Annotated in this window: 23 protein-coding genes; 8 read left to right on the top strand and 15 right to left on the bottom strand. The window is 64.3% G+C overall.

Going from position 1 to position 21,108, the window contains the following annotated elements:
- Together AC1DRP_RS14975 and proB are read right to left on the bottom strand one after the other, a co-directional pair.
- Positions 1-1,015, bottom strand: a 1,015-nt coding sequence (locus AC1DRP_RS14975; RefSeq protein ID WP_476768854.1) for a glutamate-5-semialdehyde dehydrogenase, incomplete at its 3' end; no start/stop codon positions are given.
- Between the two features lie 100 nt (positions 1,016-1,115).
- Complete coding sequence (gene proB / locus AC1DRP_RS14970; RefSeq protein WP_476768853.1) at positions 1,116-2,240, bottom strand: glutamate 5-kinase; 1,125 nt, start codon at positions 2,238-2,240, stop codon at positions 1,116-1,118.
- A gap of 353 nt (positions 2,241-2,593) precedes the next feature.
- On the opposite strand from proB, the gene rpsU reads away from it, so the two are divergent.
- The 6 genes from rpsU to AC1DRP_RS14940 all read left to right on the top strand — a co-directional run bounded on the left by rpsU (position 2,594) and on the right by AC1DRP_RS14940 (position 7,808).
- Positions 2,594-2,857: a 30S ribosomal protein S21 gene (gene rpsU / locus AC1DRP_RS14965; protein ID WP_069882405.1), complete on the top strand. Its 264-nt coding sequence runs from the start codon at positions 2,594-2,596 to the stop codon at positions 2,855-2,857.
- A gap of 83 nt (positions 2,858-2,940) precedes the next feature.
- Positions 2,941-3,318, top strand: a complete 378-nt coding sequence (locus tag AC1DRP_RS14960) for a DUF6481 family protein (protein WP_441477526.1) — start codon at positions 2,941-2,943, stop codon at positions 3,316-3,318.
- A 483-nt stretch (positions 3,319-3,801) separates the two neighbouring features.
- Positions 3,802-4,917, top strand: coding sequence for a TRAP transporter substrate-binding protein (locus AC1DRP_RS14955; RefSeq protein WP_441492180.1), 1,116 nt, complete (start codon positions 3,802-3,804; stop codon positions 4,915-4,917).
- Between the two features lie 90 nt (positions 4,918-5,007).
- Positions 5,008-5,583 carry a TRAP transporter small permease subunit gene (locus tag AC1DRP_RS14950; protein WP_441492181.1) on the top strand — a complete coding sequence of 192 codons (576 nt, stop codon included), beginning with the start codon at positions 5,008-5,010 and terminating at the stop codon, positions 5,581-5,583.
- A complete protein-coding gene (locus tag AC1DRP_RS14945; RefSeq protein WP_441492182.1) occupies positions 5,583-6,911 on the top strand; it encodes a TRAP transporter large permease in 1,329 nt (442 codons plus the stop codon). Before AC1DRP_RS14950 ends, AC1DRP_RS14945 begins: the two co-directional genes overlap by 1 nt.
- A 147-nt stretch (positions 6,912-7,058) precedes the next feature.
- On the top strand, positions 7,059-7,808 hold the full coding sequence (locus tag AC1DRP_RS14940; protein WP_476768852.1) for a GntR family transcriptional regulator: 750 nt from the start codon (positions 7,059-7,061) through the stop codon (positions 7,806-7,808).
- 9 nt (positions 7,809-7,817) lie between these two features.
- Here AC1DRP_RS14940 and AC1DRP_RS14935 read toward each other — a convergent pair whose 3' ends face one another.
- The 4 genes from AC1DRP_RS14935 to AC1DRP_RS14920 all read right to left on the bottom strand — a co-directional run bounded on the left by AC1DRP_RS14935 (position 7,818) and on the right by AC1DRP_RS14920 (position 10,875).
- The gene (locus AC1DRP_RS14935; RefSeq protein ID WP_441492184.1) at positions 7,818-8,597 is read right to left on the bottom strand and encodes an enoyl-CoA hydratase/isomerase family protein; all 780 of its coding nucleotides are present in this window, start codon (positions 8,595-8,597) and stop codon (positions 7,818-7,820) included.
- A 15-nt stretch (positions 8,598-8,612) separates the two neighbouring features.
- The gene (locus AC1DRP_RS14930) at positions 8,613-9,806 is read right to left on the bottom strand and encodes a CaiB/BaiF CoA transferase family protein (RefSeq protein WP_476768851.1); all 1,194 of its coding nucleotides are present in this window, start codon (positions 9,804-9,806) and stop codon (positions 8,613-8,615) included.
- Positions 9,807-9,990: 184 nt separating this feature from the next.
- Positions 9,991-10,182: a hypothetical protein gene (locus AC1DRP_RS14925; protein WP_441492216.1), complete on the bottom strand. Its 192-nt coding sequence runs from the start codon at positions 10,180-10,182 to the stop codon at positions 9,991-9,993.
- A 93-nt stretch (positions 10,183-10,275) separates the two neighbouring features.
- Positions 10,276-10,875, bottom strand: coding sequence for a TetR/AcrR family transcriptional regulator (locus AC1DRP_RS14920; protein ID WP_441505627.1), 600 nt, complete (start codon positions 10,873-10,875; stop codon positions 10,276-10,278).
- 206 nt (positions 10,876-11,081) lie between these two features.
- Between AC1DRP_RS14920 and AC1DRP_RS14915 the strand changes: the two genes are divergently transcribed.
- Complete coding sequence (locus AC1DRP_RS14915) at positions 11,082-12,092, top strand: LLM class flavin-dependent oxidoreductase (RefSeq protein ID WP_441505628.1); 1,011 nt, start codon at positions 11,082-11,084, stop codon at positions 12,090-12,092.
- 3 nt (positions 12,093-12,095) lie between these two features.
- Here the strand turns inward: AC1DRP_RS14915 and AC1DRP_RS14910 are convergent, their stop codons facing one another.
- Genes AC1DRP_RS14910 through AC1DRP_RS14895 form a run of 4 tightly spaced genes read right to left on the bottom strand, consistent with a single transcriptional unit; the run spans position 12,096 to position 15,638 of the window.
- A complete protein-coding gene (locus tag AC1DRP_RS14910; RefSeq protein ID WP_476768850.1) occupies positions 12,096-12,959 on the bottom strand; it encodes a metal ABC transporter permease in 864 nt (287 codons plus the stop codon).
- Positions 12,956-13,816: a metal ABC transporter permease gene (locus AC1DRP_RS14905; RefSeq protein ID WP_476768849.1), complete on the bottom strand. Its 861-nt coding sequence runs from the start codon at positions 13,814-13,816 to the stop codon at positions 12,956-12,958. The genes AC1DRP_RS14910 and AC1DRP_RS14905 overlap by 4 nt, the downstream gene beginning before the upstream one ends.
- Positions 13,813-14,721: a manganese/iron ABC transporter ATP-binding protein gene (locus AC1DRP_RS14900; protein ID WP_441505631.1), complete on the bottom strand. Its 909-nt coding sequence runs from the start codon at positions 14,719-14,721 to the stop codon at positions 13,813-13,815. Before AC1DRP_RS14900 ends, AC1DRP_RS14905 begins: the two co-directional genes overlap by 4 nt.
- Positions 14,718-15,638, bottom strand: coding sequence for a metal ABC transporter substrate-binding protein (locus AC1DRP_RS14895; RefSeq protein WP_441505632.1), 921 nt, complete (start codon positions 15,636-15,638; stop codon positions 14,718-14,720). Before AC1DRP_RS14895 ends, AC1DRP_RS14900 begins: the two co-directional genes overlap by 4 nt.
- Before the next feature lie 129 nt (positions 15,639-15,767).
- On the opposite strand from AC1DRP_RS14895, the gene AC1DRP_RS14890 reads away from it, so the two are divergent.
- Complete coding sequence (locus AC1DRP_RS14890) at positions 15,768-16,229, top strand: Fur family transcriptional regulator (protein ID WP_176733307.1); 462 nt, start codon at positions 15,768-15,770, stop codon at positions 16,227-16,229.
- A gap of 177 nt (positions 16,230-16,406) precedes the next feature.
- On the opposite strand, the gene acs is transcribed toward AC1DRP_RS14890, so the two are convergent.
- The 5 genes from acs to AC1DRP_RS14865 all read right to left on the bottom strand — a co-directional run bounded on the left by acs (position 16,407) and on the right by AC1DRP_RS14865 (position 21,099).
- Complete coding sequence (gene acs, locus AC1DRP_RS14885) at positions 16,407-18,353, bottom strand: acetate--CoA ligase (RefSeq protein WP_476768848.1); 1,947 nt, start codon at positions 18,351-18,353, stop codon at positions 16,407-16,409.
- Positions 18,354-18,587: 234 nt separating this feature from the next.
- On the bottom strand, positions 18,588-19,751 hold the full coding sequence (locus AC1DRP_RS14880) for a DUF418 domain-containing protein (RefSeq protein WP_441505633.1): 1,164 nt from the start codon (positions 19,749-19,751) through the stop codon (positions 18,588-18,590).
- Positions 19,748-20,275 (bottom strand): TetR/AcrR family transcriptional regulator, encoded by a 528-nt coding sequence (locus AC1DRP_RS14875; RefSeq protein WP_441505634.1) that lies wholly within the window; start codon positions 20,273-20,275, stop codon positions 19,748-19,750. The genes AC1DRP_RS14880 and AC1DRP_RS14875 overlap by 4 nt, the downstream gene beginning before the upstream one ends.
- A gap of 87 nt (positions 20,276-20,362) precedes the next feature.
- On the bottom strand, positions 20,363-20,770 hold the full coding sequence (locus tag AC1DRP_RS14870; RefSeq protein WP_476768847.1) for an EVE domain-containing protein: 408 nt from the start codon (positions 20,768-20,770) through the stop codon (positions 20,363-20,365).
- A complete protein-coding gene (locus AC1DRP_RS14865) occupies positions 20,770-21,099 on the bottom strand; it encodes a hypothetical protein (protein ID WP_069878906.1) in 330 nt (109 codons plus the stop codon). The genes AC1DRP_RS14870 and AC1DRP_RS14865 overlap by 1 nt, the downstream gene beginning before the upstream one ends.
- Positions 21,100-21,108: the final 9 nt, after the last annotated feature.

The following is a 21,108-nucleotide window of genomic DNA, read 5'->3' as shown; positions in this document are numbered from 1 at the left end:
CATCTGTATGGTGCGAACCGTAGCGCTCGATATGCGCGATCGCCGCATCAAGCCCGTCGACCACCTTCACCGCAATGATCCGGTCCAGATATTCGGTTGCCCAGTCCGCCTCGGTTGCAGGCGTCACCTGCGGATTGGCCGCCTGTGCGGCGACATCGCCACGAACCGCGCAACCGGCCTCGATCAGCATCCTGAGGAGCGGCTGCAAATGGGTTGCAGCACAGGCGGCATCGACCAGTAGGCTCTCGGCCGCGCCGCAGACGCCGGTACGGCGCAGCTTTGCGTTCAGCACGATCGCCTTGGCCATGTCGAGATCGGCGGCTCCATGGATATAGACATGACAGTTGCCGTCGAGATGCGCGAAGACCGGCACACGCGCATCGCTCTGGACACGGGCGACCAGGCTCTTGCCGCCGCGCGGCACGACGACATCGACGGCACCGCCGAGCCCCGCCAGAATCTCGCCAACCGCTGCGCGGTCACGTGTCGGCACCAGCTGGATCGCGTCGCCCGGCAACCCTGCAGTTTCCAGTCCCTGGCGGAGCGCTGCAGCAATCTCGGTCGAGGTGCGGAAACTATCCGAGCCGGCGCGCAGGATCGCGGCATTGCCGCTCTTCAGGCAAAGCGCGCCGGCATCGGCGGTGACATTCGGGCGGCTTTCGAAGATCACCGCGATCACGCCAAGCGGTGTCGCCACGCGCTCGAAGGCAAGGCCATTGGGCTGGGTCCATTTGGCGAGCACGCGACCGACGGGGTCGGGCAACAGGGCGATGCCCGCCACCGCTTCGGCAACCGCCGCCAACCGGGCCTCGTCCAGCATCAGACGGTCGATGAAGGCGGCGTTCTGGCCGGCGCCGCGCGCCTCATCGAGGTCTCGCGCATTGGCGGCGAGGATCGCCGGCGCACGCTCGCGCAGGGCCTCGGCCATCGCCATCAGCGCCGCGTTGCGCTGCTCAGCCGACGCAAGCGCGACCAGCCGCGCAGCAGCGCGGGCCTGCCGGCCTAGCCCATGCATGACCGTGCCGATTTCCTCTTGGCCATCGCTTGCAGAAACCACGCGCAGCGCGCCTTCGCCAGTCATCGTCAACTCACCCGTTTCCTTGAGCCCGGCGACCTTAGCCGACACCGAGCGCCATGTCGTCACGGTGGATCATCTCGGCGCGCCCGGGATAGCCGAGGATCGCCTCGATATCGCGCGAGGCCTTGCCGAGCACGAGCCCCGCCTCCCCCGCATCATAGGCCACCAGCCCCCGTCCGAGCACCCGCCCATCCGGATCACGGATGAGCACGGCATCGCCACGCGCGAATTCACCCTCGATCCGGCTGACGCCGACAGGCAGCAGGCTCGCTCCACCGCGCAAGGCACGAGCGGCCCCTGCATCGACATACAGGGTGCCGCGCGGCTCGAGCGAGCCAGCAATCCAGGTCTTGCGCGCCGTCGCAGGCGTCGAAGCCGAGAGAAACCAGGTGCAGCGCCCGCCAGCCACGATCGCACTGAGCGGGTTCTTCGTCCGCCCATCGGCGATCAGCATATGAGTGCCGCCCGCCGCCGCGATCTTGCCCGCCTCGATCTTGGTGCGCATCCCGCCGCGGGAGAGTTCGGACGCTGCTCCGCCCGCCATGGCCTCGATCTCCGGCGTGATCAGCTCGACCAGCGGGATATGGCGCGCAGCCGGGTCCCGCGCCGGCGGCGCCGTGTAGAGCCCATCGATATYGGAGAACAGCACCAGCAGGTCGGCGCCCGCCATGGTCGCGACACGCGCGGCGAGGCGGTCATTGTCGCCATAGCGGATTTCGGTCGTCGCGACCGTATCATTCTCGTTGATCACCGGAATCGCGCGCAGATCGAGCAGGCGGCCAAGCGTGGYGCGCGCATTGAGATAGCGGCGGCGCTCTTCGGTATCCGCCAGCGTCAGCAGGATCTGTCCGGCGGTCAGCCCGTGATGTCCCAGCGCCTCGGACCATGTCCGCGCCAGCGCGATCTGCCCGACGGCCGCAGCCGCCTGGCTTTCTTCCAGTCGCAGCGGACCGCTCGGAAGTCTGAGCACGGTCCGGCCGAGCGCAATTGCCCCCGACGAGACGACAAGCACATCGGCGCCGCGCAAGTGCAGTTCGGCGAGATCCTCAGCGAGCGCGGCGAGCCAGGCCTGGCGCAGCCGGCCGCGCTCGCGGTCGACCAGCAGGGCCGAACCGACCTTGACCACGATGCGGCGGAACTGACTCAGCGACGGCGTGTTCACGGAGAAGACCAGGATCGAGTAACGGAAGCGAGGATTGCCTGTTGGCGAAAACCCGACACTTGTAAAGCGCGCCGCCGCCCGTTCGGCTATGCATGCCCATGCAAAAGCATGCCTGAACCCCGGCAATTGCATTGACATTCACTGTTCGAGAGGCCATATGGCGGCCGTCGATATTCGGCCGAACGCCGCGGTCCTGCGCATGTCAATGTGCCCGCCGACGACCTTCCCCGCTCAGATCGAACAACCGGCGCGCGGCCTTCTGGTGCGCTTCAACATGACGCTGCGAAGATTTCGCTGGATCTCGGGCCCGGGTTCAGCGCGATGTTTTCGCATTTCGAATGAAGGAAACCAGGATGCAGGTTCTCGTCCGCGACAATAACGTCGACCAGGCGCTGCGAGTGCTTAAGAAGAAATTGCAGCGCGAAGGCGTTTTTCGTGAGATGAAGCGCCGCTCAGCTTATGAGAAGCCATCCGAGCAGCGCGCCCGCGAAAAGGCCGATGCCGTTCGCCGTGCCCGCAAGGCCGCTCGCAAGCAGGCTCAGCGCGAAGGTCTCATCGCCGCGCCGAAGCCCAAGGCGAAGCCGACCCGCGCCGCAGGCGCAGCGCCTGCGCGCTGATTACAATACACATCCGGCCAGTTCTGGATTATTGCCCCCGCGGGCTCGCGAGTTAGAGCCCGTTCAACCCAAGAAGGTAGACCTTGAAGAACCCGAACGACCGCAGCTTCACTGATCGTCAGTCCAACTCCGCCAATGCCAAGAAGGCGCTGCTAGAGCGTTTCCAGGCACGGCCGAAGGCCGATGACCCGATCATGCAGCAGCGCCGCGCGGAGCGCCAGGCCATTGCCGATGCACGCGCTGTCCGCGACGCCGAAAAGGCCGCTGCCCGCGTCGAGGCTGAGCGCCTCGCGGCGATCGAACGCGCCGCCCAGGAGGAAGCCGAGCGTCAGGCCGAACTGGTGCGTGAGGCCGCCCGCAAGGCCGAACAGGCCAAGCGCGATGCCGAGCGCCCCCGCAAGGTTCTGCTCGAGGCCGTCCAGTACATGCAGATGCGCGCTGCCGGCAAAGGCCGCCGCTGAGCGACGCTCCGCCTTCCGGGGTCGAAAGACCTCGATCCCAAGACGACGATACGGGAATGAGCCGCGTGTAACGCGCGCCTCATTCTTTCTGTTTTCGCAATGCTCCTCCTTCGCAGCGACGAGCAATTGCACTTTGCCTCAAGGGCGCAAGCGCCCTCTTCCCGTCGCGCCCAGGCTCTTTCCTGGCCCTGCGCCACGGAGGAAAACTCCGGAAATCCGGCGTTTATCGCCGATTTTCGGCCTTGCTCAGTCGACCTGACATCAGGCTCCGCTAACGCAACGGCACTCCCTTGCCTCTGAAGCGGCATAACCTCTCCCGTTCTTGTGCAGTCGCGAAGGCAATCACGATCGAACTTCTAAGACTTTAGTATTACGCCTATCGCTTGCCACGGCAACTGAATACAGCAACTCTGGGATATCGCGGCCAGCAGGCCGCAATAACGACACGCCAGATACATGGCGGCACACCCAGGGAGGGAATCCATGACTACGGAGACCGCTAAACCTCGTTCGAATCGTCGCAACTTCCTCAAGGTCGCAACACTTGCGGGCGCTGGCGCCATTGCCATGCCCCAGGTCAGCCGCGCCCAAACGGTGACGTGGAAGTTCCAGTCCACCTGGCCGACCAAGGACATCTTCCATGAATTCGCCGGCGACTTCGCCAAGCGGGTCAATGACATGTCCGGCGGCCGGCTGAAGCTGGACGTGCTCGCCGCGGGCGCAGTCGTCCCGGCCTTCCAGATGCAGGATGCGGTCGCGGCCGGCATTCTCGATGGCGGGCATGGCGTCTGCGCCTATTGGTACGGCAAGAACAAAGCCTTCTCGCTCTTTGGCACACCTCCGTCACTCGGCTGGGACGCAACCAGCTTCCTGGGATGGATGAATCATGGCGGCGGCTATGAGCTCTATAACGAGCTGGTCGGCCAGACCCTGAAGCTCAATCTCGTAGGCTTCCTCAGCGGGCCGATGCCCTGCCAGCCGCTTGGCTGGTTCAAGAAGGAGCTCAAGACCCCCGACGACTTCAAGGGCCTGAAATACCGCACAGTCGGCCTCGCGGCCGATTTGATGAAGGAGATGGGAGCCGCAGTCACGATTCTGGCCGGTGGCGAGATCGTGCCGGCGCTCGAACGCGGCGTCATCGACGGCGCCGAGTTCAACAATCCCTCCTCCGACTCGATCCTTGGTTTCCAGGACGTCGCCAAGGTCTACATGCTGCAAAGTTACCATCAGGCAGCCGAGAGCTTCGAGCTCATCTTCAACAAGACGAAATTCGATGCGCTCGCCCCCGAGCAGAAGGCGATCATCAAATATGCGGCGGAAGCAGCCTCCTCCGACATGATCTGGAAGGCGCTCGACCGCTATTCCAAGGATCTCGACATGTTGCGCTCCAAGGGCGTCAACGTCGTCCCGACCCCGGAGGTGATCCTCAAGGCCCAGCTCGTCGCCTGGGACAAGGTGCTCGACAAGCTTTCTGCCGAAAACGCCTTCTTCAAGAGGGTGGTCGAGTCGCAGAAGGCCTGGGTCAAGCGCACCGTCGCCTATGAACGCGTCAACACGCCTTCGCGCGAACTGGCCTTCACCCACTTCTTCAAGGCCTGAGCCTCTGCCCGCATCCGGACGCCCGCCACCCGCAACCGGCCTGGCGGGCGTTTGCGCCGACGAGCTCTGCAACGTGCCGTGGAGACCCTGATGGGCATCGTGCTCGCGATCGACAAGTTCAATACCGCCATCGGGAAACTCGCCGGCTGGACGATTCTGATCCTGACCCTGGCGATCAGCTACGAGGTCTTCTCGCGATACGTCCTGCGTGCACCCACCGAATGGGCTTTCGACGTCAGCTACATTCTCTATGGCACTCTGTTCATGCTGGCCGGCCCTTACGCGCTCGCACGCAATGCCCATGTGCGCGGCGATTTCCTCTATCGCCAATGGGCCCCGCGCACGCAGGCCGGGCTCGATCTGGCGCTGTATTTTCTGTTCTTCTTCCCCGGAGTCATCGCGCTGGCCTGGGCCGGATACAAGTTCGCCGCCTTCTCCTGGATGATCGGGGAGCATTCCTCGAACTCTCCCAACGGGCCGCCGCTCTATCACTTCAAGTCGCTGATCCCGATCGTCGGGGTCCTGATGTTCGTCCAGGGGCTCGCCGAGGTGGCGCGTTGCGTCATCTGCCTGCGCACGGGCGAATGGCCCCCTCGCCTGCATGATGTCGAGGAGACCGAGAAGCTCATCCTCGAGGAAGCCGCAACCCGCGAGGGATCGATTTGATGTTCGGACTGGGCAATCCCGAACTGGGCGTGGTCATGCTCGTCCTGTTCATCCTCTTCATCATGCTCGGCTTCCCCATCGCCTTCACGCTGATGGCACTCGGCGTCGGCTTCGGTTACTGGGCGATGGGCGACAATGTATTCGCGCTGGTCGTGCAGCGAGCCTATTCGGTCATGGCCAGCGACGTGCTGGTCTCGATCCCGCTCTTCATCTTCATGGGCTACATCATCGAGCGGGCGAACATCCTCGACAGGCTGTTCCACTCGATCCAGATCGCGCTCGGCAATGTTCCCGGCTCGCTGGCCATCGCGACGCTCGCGACCTGCGCGATCTTCGCGACCGCAACCGGCATCGTCGGGGCGGTGGTGACGCTGATGGGGCTGCTCGCCTTTCCCGCCATGCTGCGTGCCGGCTACGACGTGAAGCTCTCGGCCGGCGTCGTCTGCGCCGGCGGCTGCCTCGGCATCCTGATCCCGCCGAGCGTCATGCTGATCCTCTATGGCGCGACCGCGGGTGTCTCGGTCCCCAAGCTCTATGCGGGCGCGCTCTTCCCCGGGCTGCTGCTGGCCGGCCTCTACATGGTCTATGTCATCGTTCGCTGCACCCTTAACCCGGCGCTGGCGCCGAAACTGCCGAAGGAACAGACGGACGTTCCCTGGAGCAAGGTCCTCTGGGCGCTGATGACCAGCTTCTTCCCGCTGACCATCCTGATCATGTCCGTGCTCGGTGCGATCTTCTTCGGGCTCGCGACGCCGACCGAAGCGGCCGCGATCGGCTCGCTCGGCAGCCTGATTCTGGCCGCAGCCTATCGCTCGCTCTCGTTCGGCAAGGTCAGGGAATCGGTCATCCTGACGGCGCGCACCTCGGCGATGGTTTGCTGGCTCTTCGTCGGCTCCTATATCTTCTCGTCGATCTTCGCGATTCTCGGCGGGCACGAACCGATCAAGGATCTGGTCACGGCGTTGAACCTGTCGCCGACCATGTTCCTGATCGTCGCGCAGCTGATCATCTTCGTGCTCGGCTGGCCGCTGGAATGGACCGAGATCATCGTGATCTTCGTGCCGATCTTCCTGCCTCTGCTGCAGTTCTTCAATATCGACCCACTGTTCTTCGGCATCCTGATCGCGCTGAATATCCAGACCTCGTTCCTCTCCCCGCCTGTTGCCATGGCACCCTTCTATCTGAAGGGCATCGCGCCACCGCATGTGACCATCAACCAGATCTTCTCCGGCGTGATGCCCTATCTGCTGATCGTGCTGTTCGCGATGGTGCTGGTCTATGTCTTCCCCGGCATCGCGCTCTGGCTGCCGAAATATCTTTACGGCTGAACGCCKCCGAGCATCCTGCGAGCAGGACAGGAACCTGCCCGCCCTTGCGGCCCCGCTTGTTCGGGGCCGCTGCCTTGCCTACAGATCAGGGGCCCTGCGAGACGTGCTGGGACGGAGGGCGAGGTTCCGCCCGTGACCCGAGGCCTCATGACCACGACGCCGACGCCTGTTCCCGAGACCGGCAGCCCTCAGCCTGGTCGCAAGGGGCGACTGCATGGCGCGACGGTCGCGACGCTGCGCCGGATKATCATCACCGGCGAATTGCCGGCGGGACAGAAGCTGCGGGAGCAGGAGATCTGCGAACAGCTCGGCGTCTCGCGCACGCCCCTGCGGGAGGCCCTGCGCACATTGGCAGCACAGGGATTGGTGAGACTGACGCAGAATCGCGGCGCCGAAGTCGCTTCGCTGACCCTCGACGATATCCTGGGCCTCTACGAAGTCGTCAGCACCCTGGAAGCCCTGGCGGCGCGGCTCGCCTGCAAGAACATCTCGGACGAGACCGTCGCCGAGATCGGCATGCTGCATTACCGGATGATGCGGCACCAGGCGCGCGCCGAGCAGCTGGAGTATTTCGCGCTCAACCAGCAGATTCATCGGGCACTTGTCGAGGCGGCGCGCAACGCGGCCCTGCTCGAAGCCTGGGAGGGATTGTCCGCACGCATCGAGCGCGCGAAATACCTTCCGAACCTTCAGCCCACGCGCTGGAAGGCGGCGATGCAGGAGCACGATGCCATGCTCGCCGCCCTTGTCGCCCGCGATGGCGAGGGCCTGGCGCGGCTCATCCAGATCCATTTTGCCAATAGCCTCGCCGCCATCCTCGCCGCCGCCAACCCGGGCGGGGAGCATGCGGCCGAGACGCCAACGCGGCAGGGCGATGACGAGCATGAGACGCCCTGACGGGCAGCTCTATCGCCCCTGCCAGTTGGGCGCGCGCTTGGCCAGGAAGGCTTCCATGCCCTCGCGGAAGTCAGCGCTCATGTAGCACATCAGGACGAGGTCCTCGTCGTCGGCATGGCCGCGTGCAGCGGCGATCCGGCGCAAGCCTTCCTTGGTGGCGCGCATCGTCAGCGGCGCATGACCCGCGATGGTCTGCGCCAACTCTCCGACCCGCGCGAGCAGAGCCGCATGATCGGCCACCAGCTCGCCGTAGAGGCCGGCGCGGTGGCCTTCCTCCGCCTCGATCAACCGAGCCGTGAAGACCATGTCCTTGACCCGCGCGGGCCCAAGCAGCGAGGCGAGCCGGGCGAGGTTGTTCATCGACAGGCAGTTGCCGAGCGTGCGCGCGATCGGGAAGCCGAAGCGGGCCGACTGCGTCGCGACCCTGAGATCGCAGGCACAGGCGATGGCGGCTCCACCGCCGGTCACGGCGCCCGAGATCGCCGCGATTGTCGGAATCGGACAGCTCTCGATCGTGGTGATGATCTCCTCGATCCGCGTCTCGTAGTTGAGGGCGTCCTCTGGCTTGTTGAACGCACGAAACTGCGAGATGTCGGTGCCTGCAGCGAAGGCTTTGTCACCTGCCCCGGTCAGGACCAGCACCTTGGGTGAACCATGGCCCTCGATGTCGCCGCAGATCGCGGCGATGCGGTCATACATCCCGAAGGTCAGCGCGTTGCGGGCCTGCGGACGGTTGAGGGTGATGGTGCCGACCCCGTCCTTCAAATCGTAAAGAATCTCGTCGTTCATCAGCCCGCTGCTCCTTCAGATCGCCCCGGCCTCGCGCAACCGCGCGACCGCTCCTGAGCCATAGCCGAGTTCGGCCAKGATCTCGGCATTGTGCTCCCCTGCCTCCGGCGTCGGCGAGACGACGCCGGCGGGTGTCCGCGACAGGCCGACCGGCTCGCCCACCACCCTGAAATCCCCAAGGATCGGATGGCTGACCGGCTGTGCGATGCCGAGATGCTGCACCTGCGGGTCGTCGAACATCTCGTCGACGGCATAGATCGGTCCGGCCGGAACGGCATGGTCCTCGAAGGCCGCAAGCCAATGCGCCGAATCCCTCTGGGTCAGGATGCTCTCGATGATGACCCGCAGTTCCGGGCGCTTGTCGTAACGCTTTTCCATGCTGTCATAGACCGGGTTGTCGCCGAGTTGGGGATGACCGATCGCCTTGCAGAAGCAGCGCCAATGGCCCTCGGCGCCGACGCCGATATTGATATGGCCGTTCTTCGTCGCGTAGACGCCCATCGGCGTCGAATAGGGGTGATCGTTCCCGGCCTGCGGCGGCACCGTTCCCTCGACCAGGAAGCGCGCAGCCTGAAAATCCATCATCGCGATCTGGGCTTCGAGCAGGGAGGTCTGGACCCATTGGCCGAGCCCCGACGTCTCGCGCTCGGTGATCGCCACCAGCGCCCCAAGCGCGCCATAGAGGCCCGCAGCCGAGTCTGCGACGGCAATTCCGGCGCGCACCGGCCCCTGCCCCGGCAGGCCGGTGACCGACATCATTCCACCCATCCCCTGGGCGATCTGGTCAAAGCCGGCACGGGTCCGGTAGGGACCGCTCTGGCCGAATCCGGAGACCGAGACCAGGATCAGGCGCGGATTGAGCTTGTGCAGCGTTTCGAAATCGAGCCCGAGCCTGTCCTTCACGTCCGGGCGGAAATTCTCGATCAGCAGATCGGCACTCTCGATCAGCTTGAGCAGGATCGCTTTGCCCTCGGCAGTCTTCAGATTCAGCGTCAGCGAGCGCTTGTTGCGGTGCAGGTTCTGCATGTCATAGCCATGCCGCGCGCCGCTCATGTTCTCGTTCGGATMGAGCCCCGGCGGGCTTTCGACCTTGATCACGTCGGCACCGAAATCCGCAAAGACGCGTGCGCAGGTCGGCCCGGCCCGCACACGTGACAGATCGAGAACACGCAGTTTCGCAAGGGCGGAGGAAGGCGTCGGGCGGGGCATGGCTCGGCAGGCGTTGGCGACAAGGGCGCCGACTATGGGTGCACCCCGGCGGGGCGTCAACGCCCCTCGCATCTTGCATGCAAAATCATGCGGATGCAGGCCCCTTCAGCTAAGGCATTCGAAGACAGCCCCAAATAACCAGGAAATATGTATGCAAACGATAGTCGAAGCTTGAGCCACCGGATCACGTCCGCTTCGCCGCTCCTGTTCTCGTCGGGCTTTCCAAGGCAACAGGATCGCTGGCCGGAAAGGTCGCCCGAAGAGCATCGTTCAGTTCGGCGTCCTTGCCCTTCCCGCGTTGCGCCTTCCTTTGCTCCGCCTGCTCCTTGCGCAGGCTTTGCGTGGCCGGATTGGCCTTCTTGACCGCGCTCGCCATGACATCCCCCGCTTCGGATCACTGATTGTCGCGATACACGTCGCGACATGAAACGAAACGCGAATCCCGCCTCAGCGTTCCCTGAGCCGGGCGCTAGGCCCGCCTGTGACCATAGGCATGGTGCACGATACGGCTGAATGAGCGATAGAGTTGCTCGAGCCGATCGAAATTCCCGCCATCCTGCGTGATCGGCCCGGCGCTATTGGCGATGGCGACCAGTTGCAGCGCGATATCGCCGCGCGGGATGTCGTTGGAAAGCTCGCCCCGTGCCACGGCCTGATCAATTCCGGCGACCACGAGATTCTCGAGCGTCGCACCGAACTGAGCCAGCGCCTCGCGCGCTTTTGGGCCGATCACATCCTGCTCCAGCCGCATCCGGCCGATCAGGCTCCAGGGATTGGCGGTCGTGGCCGTTGGATTGTAGCGGAGATAGCGCTGACGGTTCGACTCCATCATGCCATGGATCTTCTCTTCAAAGCTCTTGTCGCTGCGCCAGTTCGCCTCCCAGTTGGCCAGCGTCTGCTCGACGTAGTCGACAATCACCTCCTCGGCGAGGTTGAGCTTGTTGCCGTAGTAGTAGTGGATGTTCGCGCGCGTCGTGTTGAGGACGTCTGCGACATCCCGGAAGCGGAAGCCCTGGTAGCCATTGCGGATCAGGAGCTCTGCCGAGATTTTCTTGATCTCCTGCTTCATATCTCACTCCGCCGCATCGATTGCGCCCTTCTGGAGCCGTTTCGAGCCGCCGTCCAGTGTGCCGCGTCGCGGATGGATCGTCTCGCCAGAACGCTTCTGCATTGGCGCCATGCCAGATCGCGAAGGGGCTGGACGCAAGCCGGCAGCACTCCCATCTGCCACGGGCGCGGCATGATGAGCCGGGCGTCGATACGCAGGAGCGCTGCATGGTTGATTTCTCGGTCCTCGACCTCTCCCCGGTGATCGAGGGGCAGGAGCCCGGCGACGCTCTGCGCAATTCGCTCGACCTTGCTCGCCACGCCGAGGCGCTCGGCTATCGCCGCTACTGGGTCGCCGAGCATCACAACATGGTCGGCATCGCCAGCGCCGCAACGGCGGTGGTGATCGGCTATCTTGCGGCTGGAACCAAGACCATCCGCCTTGGTGCCGGCGGCATCATGCTGCCCAACCACGCGCCTCTCGTCATTGCCGAGCAGTTCGGAACGCTGGAATCGCTCTATCCGGGCCGAATCGATCTCGGCCTCGGCCGCGCTCCGGGCACCGACCAGCGCACGGTCCGGGCCCTGCGACGCGACCCGATGGCCTCGGACAGCTTTCCTCAGGATGTGCTCGAGGTGCAGGCTTTCCTCGCGCCCGTGCAGCCCGGGCAGGTGGTGCAGGCCGTGCCAGGGGGAGGCACCGAGGTGCCGCTCTGGATCCTGGGTTCCAGCCTGTTTGGCGCGCAGCTCGCTGCAGAACTCGGCCTGCCCTACGCCTTCGCCTCGCATTTCGCACCGGACGCACTGATTCAGGCGCTTGCGATCTACCGCGAGCGCTTCAAGCCGTCAGAGCAGTTGGATCGGCCCTATGCGATGCCGGGCATCAACGTCATTGCCGCCGATACGGATGAGGAGGCTCGCTATCTCTTCACCTCAGTCCAGCAGCGCTTCATCGACATGATTCGCGGCACGCGCGGCAAGCTGCAGCCACCGATCGACGATATCGAAAGCTACTGGTCCCCGGCCGAGAAAGCGCATGTCTCGCAGATGCTGCGCTACGCCTTCGTCGGCTCGCCGGAAAGCCTGAAGCGCCAGCTCGATGCGTTCCTCGACGCGACAGGGGCCGACGAGGTGATGGTCACCGCACCGATCCACGATCACAGCGCTCGCAAGCGCTCCTACGAGATCCTCTCCGGCATCGTTCCGGGCCTGGCGAGAAACCAGACCAGGGCCGCGTGAGCGTCATTGCACCCATGACGCGCTGACGCTGAGACTGGCGCGTCGCGAGGCGCGCCAGAGATTGAGGGCAAGCGCCGCGAGGAAGAAGCCGGCCTGGACCACGACAATGCATGGGCCGGTCGCGGCATCGAGATGAAAGCTCAGGATCGTGCCGAGCACGCTTGAGACGGTCGCGACGCCGGCCGCCACGATGAGCATTCGGTCGAACTGGCGCGTCATCAGATAGCCGATGGCCCCCGGCGCGATCAGCATCGCAACGACCAGGATGATACCGACTGCCTTGAGTGCCGCGACGATCGTCAGCGCCAGCAGTATCAGCAAGCCGAAATGCAGCGCTGCGACCGGCAGGCCAATGGCACGCGCATGAGCCGGATCGAAGGAGACAAGCAGAAAATCGCGCCGCTTCRCCAGCATGATCGCGATGGTCGGCACCGCGATCAGCGCCGTCTCCCCGATATCGGCCCAACGCACGCCGAGCATGTTGCCGAACAGGATGTGCATCAGGTGCTGGTCGCTATCGACCTTGACGAAGAGCACCAGCCCCAGCGCAAACATGCCGGAGAAGACGATGCCCATCACCGTGTCCTCCTTCACCCGGCTGTTTTGCTTGAGGTAGCCGATACCGACGGAGCAGCCGAGCCCGGCAGCGAAGGCGCCAATCGCCAGCGGCAAGCTCAGGATATGGGCGAGCACGATACCGGGCAGCACCGCATGCGAGACCGCATCACCCATCAGCGACCAGCCCTTGAGCACGAGGAAGCAGGAAAGCACCGCGCAGACGAGGCCGACCAGCACCGCGACGATCAGCCCCCGCTGCATGAACTCATGCGCGAACGGCGAAAGGAACCAGGTTTCGATCAGGCTCATGCGGCTTGCTCCGGAAGGGCCCGGGCCGCCCGGCGCGCCGCAAGACGGCCGTGCTTAGGCGCGAAGATGAAGGCGAGCAGGAACAATACGGTCTGGAAGACCACGATCAGCCCGCCGGTCGAACCGTCGAGAAAGTAGCTGGCATAGGCGCCGATCGCGCTGGTCGTGACACCCATCGCAACCGCGATGATGATCAGGCGACCGAAACGGTCGGTAAGCAGGTAGGCGGTTGCGCCCGGCGTCACCACCATGGCGATCACGAGGCAGGCTCCGACCGTCTGCAGGGCTGCGACCGTGCAGGCGCTGAGGAGCACGAAGAAGAGAATCTTCAGGCGCGTCGGCGAGAGCCCGACGCTGCGTGCCTGGTTCTCGTCGAAGAAGACCAGCACCAGGTCCTTCCAGCGCACTATCAGGATCACCAGAGAGACGAAGGCGATGATCGCGACCTGGACGACGTCCTCGTCGGAGATACCCAGGATGTTGCCGAGCACGATCGATTGGACGTTCACCGAAGTCGGGTTGATCGAGACGATCAGCAGCCCGACAGCAAAGAACGTGGTGAAGACGATGCCGATCACCGCATCTTCCCGCAATTGCGTGCGCACCCGGACCAGGGACATGGCGAGCGCTGCCAGCAGGCCGGAGAGGAAGGCACCGGCGGCATAGGGCAGCTTCAGCAGATAGGCGAGCGCGACGCCCGGCACGATCGCATGCGCCAGCGCGTCGCCCATCAGCGACCAGCCCTTGAGCATCAGATAGCAGGACAGGAAGGCGCAGACGCCGCCAACCAGCGCCGAGACCCAGATGGCCTTGACCATGTACTGGTAGGCGAAGGGTTCGAGCAGGAGGTCGATCACCGGACCGCATCCCTGCTGGCGTCGACGACCACCTCGTGATCGCGCTCGCCATAGAGTACGAGCGGACGTTCGTCGTCGGTCAGGACGGTGACGCGCCGGTCGTCGGCATCGTCGTGGAGTTGCGCGCCCCCGAGCCGGAAATGCCGGAGTACGCCGCCGAAGGCCCGTTGCAGATTGGCTTCCGTGAAGGTGGTCGCGGTCGGGCCGGCCGCCAGCACGGTCTTGTTGAAGATCACGACCTGGTCGCAGAAATCCGGGATCGAGCCGAGATTATGGGTCGAAACCAGCATCAGCCGCCCTTCGGACCGCAATTCCCGCATCAGGCCGACGATCGCATCCTCGGTCTTGACGTCGACACCGGTGAAGGGCTCGTCCAGCAGGATGACCTGCCCGCCCTGCGCCAACGCCCGCGCGAGAAAGACGCGCTTGCGCTGGCCACCGCTGAGTTCCCCGATCTGGCGGCGTCGGAAATCCAGCATATTGACGCGCGCGAGCGCCTCCTCGACGGCCTCCTTGTCGGCGCGCCGGGCCATGCGCATCAGGCCCATATAGCCGTAGCGTCCCATCATCACGACATCGTCGACGAGAACCGGAAAGCTCCAGTCGACCTCCTCGGACTGCGGCACATAGGCGACGAGCCCGCGCTTCAACGCCTGCCGCACCTCCAATCCCGCGATCGCGACGCGGCCCTGAGCCGGCTTAAGAAAGCCCATGAGCGTCTTGAACAGGGTCGACTTGCCCGAGCCATTGATGCCGACCAGCGCGCAGATCGTGCCCGCGCCGAGGGCAAAGGAGGCATCGTTCACCGCTGTCACGCCATTGCTGTAGCGCACCGTCACGCCCTCGACCGTGATCGAGGGTGTCAGGCCAAGCGCGCCCGGTCGGCCAGTCACATGAATGTTCACTGCCCGAACCCCTTCGCGATCGTGTCGACGGTCACCTCCAGCAGCTTCAGATAGGTCGGTACCGGCCCGTTCTCGGCGGAAAGCGAGTCGACATAGAGGACGCCGCCATAGGCCGCTCCGGTTTCGCGGGCGACCTGCCTGGCAGCCTTGTCGGAGATCGTGCTCTCGCTGAAGACGGCGGGAATCGTGTTCTTGCGCACGAGATCGATCAGGCGACGCACCTGCTGCGGTGTGCCCTGTTCATCGGCATTGATCGGCCAGAGATAGGCCTCCCGCCAGCCGAAATCGCGCGTGAGATAGCTGAAGGCGCCTTCGCTGGAAACGAGCCAGCGGCGGCCTTCCGGCACCTTGTCGAGCCGGGCACGCAACGGCGCGTCGATCGCCCTGATCTGCTCGGAATAGGACTTCGCGTTCCTGGAATACGTCTCGGCATTCGCAGGGTCCGCAGCCGCCAGCGCCTTTCGAATGTTCTCGACATAGATCAGCGCGCTCGCCGTCGACATCCAGGCATGCGGATTGGGCTTGCCCTCATAGGGGCCCTCCTTGATGCCCATCGGCACGATGCCTTCGGTCACGACCGCGCTCTTCACATCCTTGACGTTCTCGAAGAAGCGCTCGAACCAGCGCTCGAGATTCAAGCCGTTCCAGAGCACGAGATCGGCCGATTGCGCCTTCACCACATCGAGCGGCGTCGGCTGGTAGTCATGGATCTCGGCACCGGGCTTGGTGATCGATTCCACGATCGCTGCAGTGCCAGCGACGTTCTGCGCGATGTCCTGGATCACCGTGAAGGTCGTGACGACGCGCAACGGCTTGGCCTGCCCCGCCTGAGCCAACACTCCCTGGCTCGTTGCTGCAAAACCGGCCGCGAAGGCGATGGCGGCGGCCAGAATCGTGAAGCGTCGACGCGAAGGCATGATCTCTCCTGCTACAGGCTCGATCCATTTACGCTAATGCAAATCACTTGCATCTGTCAACGCAATTGCAAATGATTTGCGATAAGCCTCAATTTTTGCGAATGCGTCTCAACATGCTATCCCGGTGGCATGAAGGGAATCGACAAACGGGTAGCCCTCTTCGAGGAGGAACTCAGGCGGGCGGGACTGCGGATGACGCAGCAGCGCCGGCTGATTCTGCGCGTGCTGGCCGAGGCCGACGACCACCCCGACGCCAAGGGCATCTTCACGCGCGCCTTCGCGCACGACCCGACCCTGTCGCTGTCGACGGTCTATCGGACGATGAAGCTGCTGGAGACTCAAGGCGCGATCGAACGCCACGCGTTCGAGGACGGCGTCTCGCGCTACGAGCACGCAGACCAGCATCACCATGATCATCTGATCGATGTCGAGACCGGTCAAGTCGTCGAATTCTCGTCGCCGGAGATCGAGGCGCTACAGGCCAAGATCGCTGCCGAACTCGGCTATGAGATCGTCCGTCACAGGCTCGAATTGTACGGACGGAAGATGCCCGGCACCAGCAAGCGCAAGAGTGCAGGGAAGACTGACTGAGCCGCCATGGTCGGGCAAAATCCCGACCATCACCGTCTCCCCGCAAATGCATCCTGAGACATCATGCGCGCCACAAGGTCGGGCACGATGTCGGAGCGATCAGATCATCTGACCTTCTTGTGTTTGCATCGGTGCGATAACCACTTTCCGCTCTTCGCACCGATGCTGTGGCCGGCCTCAGCCCGCCTTGCGCTTGTTCTGACGGTTTGAAATCAGATCGTCGACCACGGCGGGATCGGCCAGCGTCGACGTATCGCCGAGCGCGCCGAATTCGTCCTCGGCGATCTTGCGCAGGATACGGCGCATGATCTTGCCCGACCGCGTCTTCGGCAGGCCGGGCGCGAACTGGATCAGATCCGGCGAGGCGATCGGGCCGATCTCCTTGCGCACATGGGCGACCAGTTCCTTGCGCAGCGCCTCGCTCGACGCCTCTCCCTGCATCAGCGTGACATAGGCGTAGATGCCCTGCCCCTTGATGTCATGGGGATAGCCGACCACCGCGGCCTCCGAGACCTTCGGATGCGCCACCAGTGCCGACTCGACCTCCGCCGTGCCCATGCGGTGGCCGGACACGTTGATCACGTCRTCSACGCGRCCRGTGATCCAGTARTARCCGTCTGCGTCGCGCCGGCAGCCGTCACCGGTAAAGTACTTGTTTGGGTAGGTGGCGAAATAGGTTTCCTCGAAGCGCTTGTGGTCGCCATAGACCGTGCGCATCTGGCCGGGCCAGCTCTCGGCAATCACCAGATTGCCTTCGGTCGCCCCCTCCAGCACCTTGCCTTCGGCATCGACGATCTCCGGCTTGACGCCGAAGAAGGGCCTTGTTGCCGAGCCGGGCTTGAGCTTGGTCGCACCGGGCAGCGGCGTGATCAGGATTCCGCCCGTCTCGGTCTGCCACCAGGTATCGACGATCGGGCAGCGATCATCCCCGACGACGCGGTGATACCACTCCCAGGCCTCCGGATTGATCGGCTCGCCGACCGAGCCGAGCAGGCGCAGCGACTTACGCTTGGTCTTCTTCACAGGCTCCTCGCCGGCGCCCATCAGCGAACGGATGGCAGTCGGCGCGGTGTAGAAGATGTTGACCTTGTGCTTGTCGACGACCTCCCAGAAGCGCGAGATCGTCGGATAGGTTGGAATGCCCTCGAACATCAGGGTCGTCGCGCCGTTCGCCAGCGGGCCGTACACGATATAGCTGTGCCCGGTGACCCAGCCGACATCGGCCGTGCACCAGTAGATGTCGCCGTCATGGTAGTCGAAGACGTATTGATGCGTCATCGAGGCATAGACGAGATAGCCGGCGGTGGTGTGCAGGACGCCCTTGGGCTTACCAGTCGAACCCGAGGTGTAGAGAATGAAGAGCGGGTCCTCCGCCTTCATCTCGACCGGCGGACAATGCCCGGAGACCTTCGCCGCCTCCTCGTGATACCAGACGTCACGGCCCTCCTGCATCGCGACATCGCCGCCGGTCCGCTTGACCACGATCACGGTCTTGACCGGGGCCTTTTCGGCCGCCGCGTCGACATTGACCTTGAGCGGCACCTTGCGCCCGCCGCGCAGGCCTTCATCGGCCGTGATCACCACGTCCGAGGTCGCATCGGCGATGCGCCCGGCCAGCGAATCCGGAGAGAAGCCGCCGAAGACGATCGAGTGCACCGCACCGAGCCGCGCGCAGGCGAGCATCGCATAGGTCGCCTCGGGGATCATCGGCATGTAGATCGTGACGCGGTCGCCCTTCTTGACGCCCTGCGCCTTCAGCACATTCGCGAACTTGCAGACCTCGGTATAGAGCTGGCCGTAGCGGATCTTCTTGGATTCCGACGGATCGTCGCCTTCCCAGATGATGGCCGTCTGCTTGGCGCGCGTCGCCAGATGCCGGTCGACGCAGTTGTAGGAAACGTTCGTGGTGCCGTCTTCATACCATTTGATCGAGACCTTGCCCGGCTTGTAGCTGACGTTCCGCACCTTGCTGAAGGGCTTGAACCAGTCGATCCGCTTTCCGTGCTCGGCCCAGAACTTGTCGGGGTCCTTGATCGAGGCCGCATACATCTTCTTGTATTTGGCGTCGTTCAGATACGCCTTTTTGGCCCATGCGGCCGGCACGTCATAGATCTTGTCGGACATAGAAGACTTCTCCCCGGACTTGGACCGCAATCAGCCCATCTTCGTCGCGGCTCATGGCATGAGTGCCGGATTCCTCGGCAAATAACGACCGCTTCTTTCGAATTGCGCGCATCATAAAGCGCGAAAGAGCGGCGGCAAGCCACGCGCCCTCGCACTTTGGTTTCAAAGACTTTTGGCGAGGGTCGGATCGGTTCGCCACGCGCCGGATTGCCCGTTATCGCGCAAAATTGGCCGTCATTGCCGCAACCGACGCGGCCCTGCCATGCGCTCGACGAACCACTCGAACGGCCCCTTGCTGAAACTCCGCGACCATAGTGACGCCAGCACCAGCAGGTACGCGTAGATGACGGCTGCCGCGAGCATGCAGGCGGCGGGCCCGAGGCGCCCGTAAAGGCCAAGGCCATAACCGAGAAAGATCAGCACGCAGACGATCGACTCGGACATGTAGAGCGAAAGGGACAGGCGGCCATCCGCCTGAAAGATCCGGCCAATGCGCATGCCGAGCGGCCGGTTGAAGAAACTCAGGCCGGCGCCGATCATCACGAGGCTCATCAGCGGCGGGAAGACGCCGCGCAGGATGAGTTCCGCTGCAGCAAAGGCCGGTTTCGCCGGGCCGGGAGGCGCCATCGCCGCCGCGGCATAGGCGAAATTGCCGACGAGGGCGGGCAGCCAGAGAAAGCGCGCCAACGCCGCGCCCGGTGCGGCGAGGCTGCTCAGCGAGGCGGTGCCGAGATGGCGGAAGGCGGCCATGCCGAGGAAGAACATGCCCGCGACATGCGGCAAGGTGATCAAGGGCGCCAGCCCATAGAAGATCGCCCATTCCATCAGCCGATAGCGCGCGATCGCCAGGAAATCGCCGGAACGATGCACCGCAACGACGGCTGCATCCGCACCGGTGGCCGGATCGGGCTCGATGATGCCGATGATTGCAAGCAGGGCATGGGTCAGGATCGCCAGCAGCCACATCAGGGCAGCCGCCTTGAGCAGGCGTCCCAGCGACCAGCGGGCCGCGAGCGGCAGGATCATTCCGAGAAGCGCGTAAGCCAGTAGGATATCGCCTGCGAAGAGCAGCAGGCCATGGGCAACGCCGAGCAATCCGAGCGCGAGCAGGCGACGCCGATAGCGCCCTTCGCCGTTGGTTGCGATCTGCCGCGCCGCGCCATAGCCGAACAGAAACGAGAAGATCAGAACGAATTTCGCTTCGAACAGGGCCTGGATCAGGAACACTGCAAGATGATCCAGAGCGCCGGGAAAGGCGGAGCGCCACCAATCGCCGCCAAAGCCGAACGGCATGGCGAAGAAGGGCAGGTTGACGACGAGGATGCCGAACAGGGCGATGCCCCTGATCGCATCGACGGCCGGGTCGCGCCCCGGCACCGCACCACGTGCAGGCGTCATTGCGCGGCCTTGGTCAGCTTAAGGAGCGCCTCGCGCGCAGCCGCCGTATCGGCGGGGTCGAGCTTGGTGACGAAGGCGCCGTCGACGGCAAGGCGGATGGCAATCGCCAGCCCGCGCGGCAGGCCATCCGAACAGGCGGCCTCGAGCCAGCGACGGTCGGCGCTGAGCAAGGGCACCAGCGCCGGCGACTCCGGAGGCAATCCCGCCAGCAGGATCCCGAGCAGCCGGTCGACATCGCCTCCGTCGGTGAAGGCCATGCGGATATAGGCGCGCAGCCAGCGGCCCGGCCCATCGGGCTCGGCAGCGCTCGCGCGTTCTTCGGCGATCGCAAGATCGACAAGGCTGATGATGCCCTCGACCAGAGCGATCAGCAGGCGCTCCTTGTCGGGGAAATGGTAGAGAATGCCGCCCTTGCTCACGCCGGTTTCGGCTGCGAGCCTGTCGAAAGTCAGGGCGTCGATACCGCCCCCGACGATGATCGCGCCCGCTGCCTCGAGCAACGCCGCCTTCTTGCTGCTACGCACGTCCATTCTCCATAACTATACCGTCTGGACGGTATAGTTATGGCTTGACCCCTGCGACCGCAAGAGGTCGCAGAGCTCGTCAATCCTTCAGAGCCCGCCCATCTTGCAGACCAGTGCCCATTCATMGTCGGTCACCGGCTGCACGGACAGGCGGAAGGACGTGACCAGCGCCATCTTGGCGAGTTCCGGCGTTGCCTTCACCTGAGCAAGGGTCACAGGCTTCGGCAGCGGCTTCACCGCCTTGAAGTCGACATAGACCCAGGGCTCGCCTGGGTTCGCGATATAGTGCTCCTTGATGACCTCGACGATGCCCACGACCTCGAGCCCCTCGTTCGAGTGGTAGAAGAAGACCTGGTCGCCGAGCTTCATCGCCATCAGGTTGAGCTTGGCCGTATGATTCTTCACGCCATCCCAATGCGTGCCCTTGGCGCCCGCCTTGACCTGGTCATCCCAGGACCAGACCGATGGTTCGGATTTGRCCAGCCAGTGAGCCATCAGACGTCATCCTCTTTCGTCGGAGCAGGCGGACGCAGCGCGGCCTCGCCCTGTTCGTTCCAGAATCGCACCATCTCGCGTGTCAGCGCGGCATAATCCTGCGGGCCGAGTTCGACCCTGACCTCGCCCTCGCCGAAGGGCAGAATCAGCACGAAGCGGTGGGTGTCGTCGCCGCGCCGCCGTCGATGCTGGATCACCGGTCCGGCCGGCACACGCCCGGCCAACGCCACCGGCATGCTCTCGGCAACCAGCTCCGAGCCGGTGGTCTTCCGTACCTCAGCGACGCCGCGCGCCACCCGCTTGCTCAGATCCGACCAGTCGCCTGCCATTGCTGCCTC

Source organism: Allobosea sp. 01N443, from assembly GCF_056399325.1.
The sequence above is the reverse complement of the archived record's forward strand: the minus strand, read 5'-3'. Positions and strand labels throughout refer to the sequence as shown.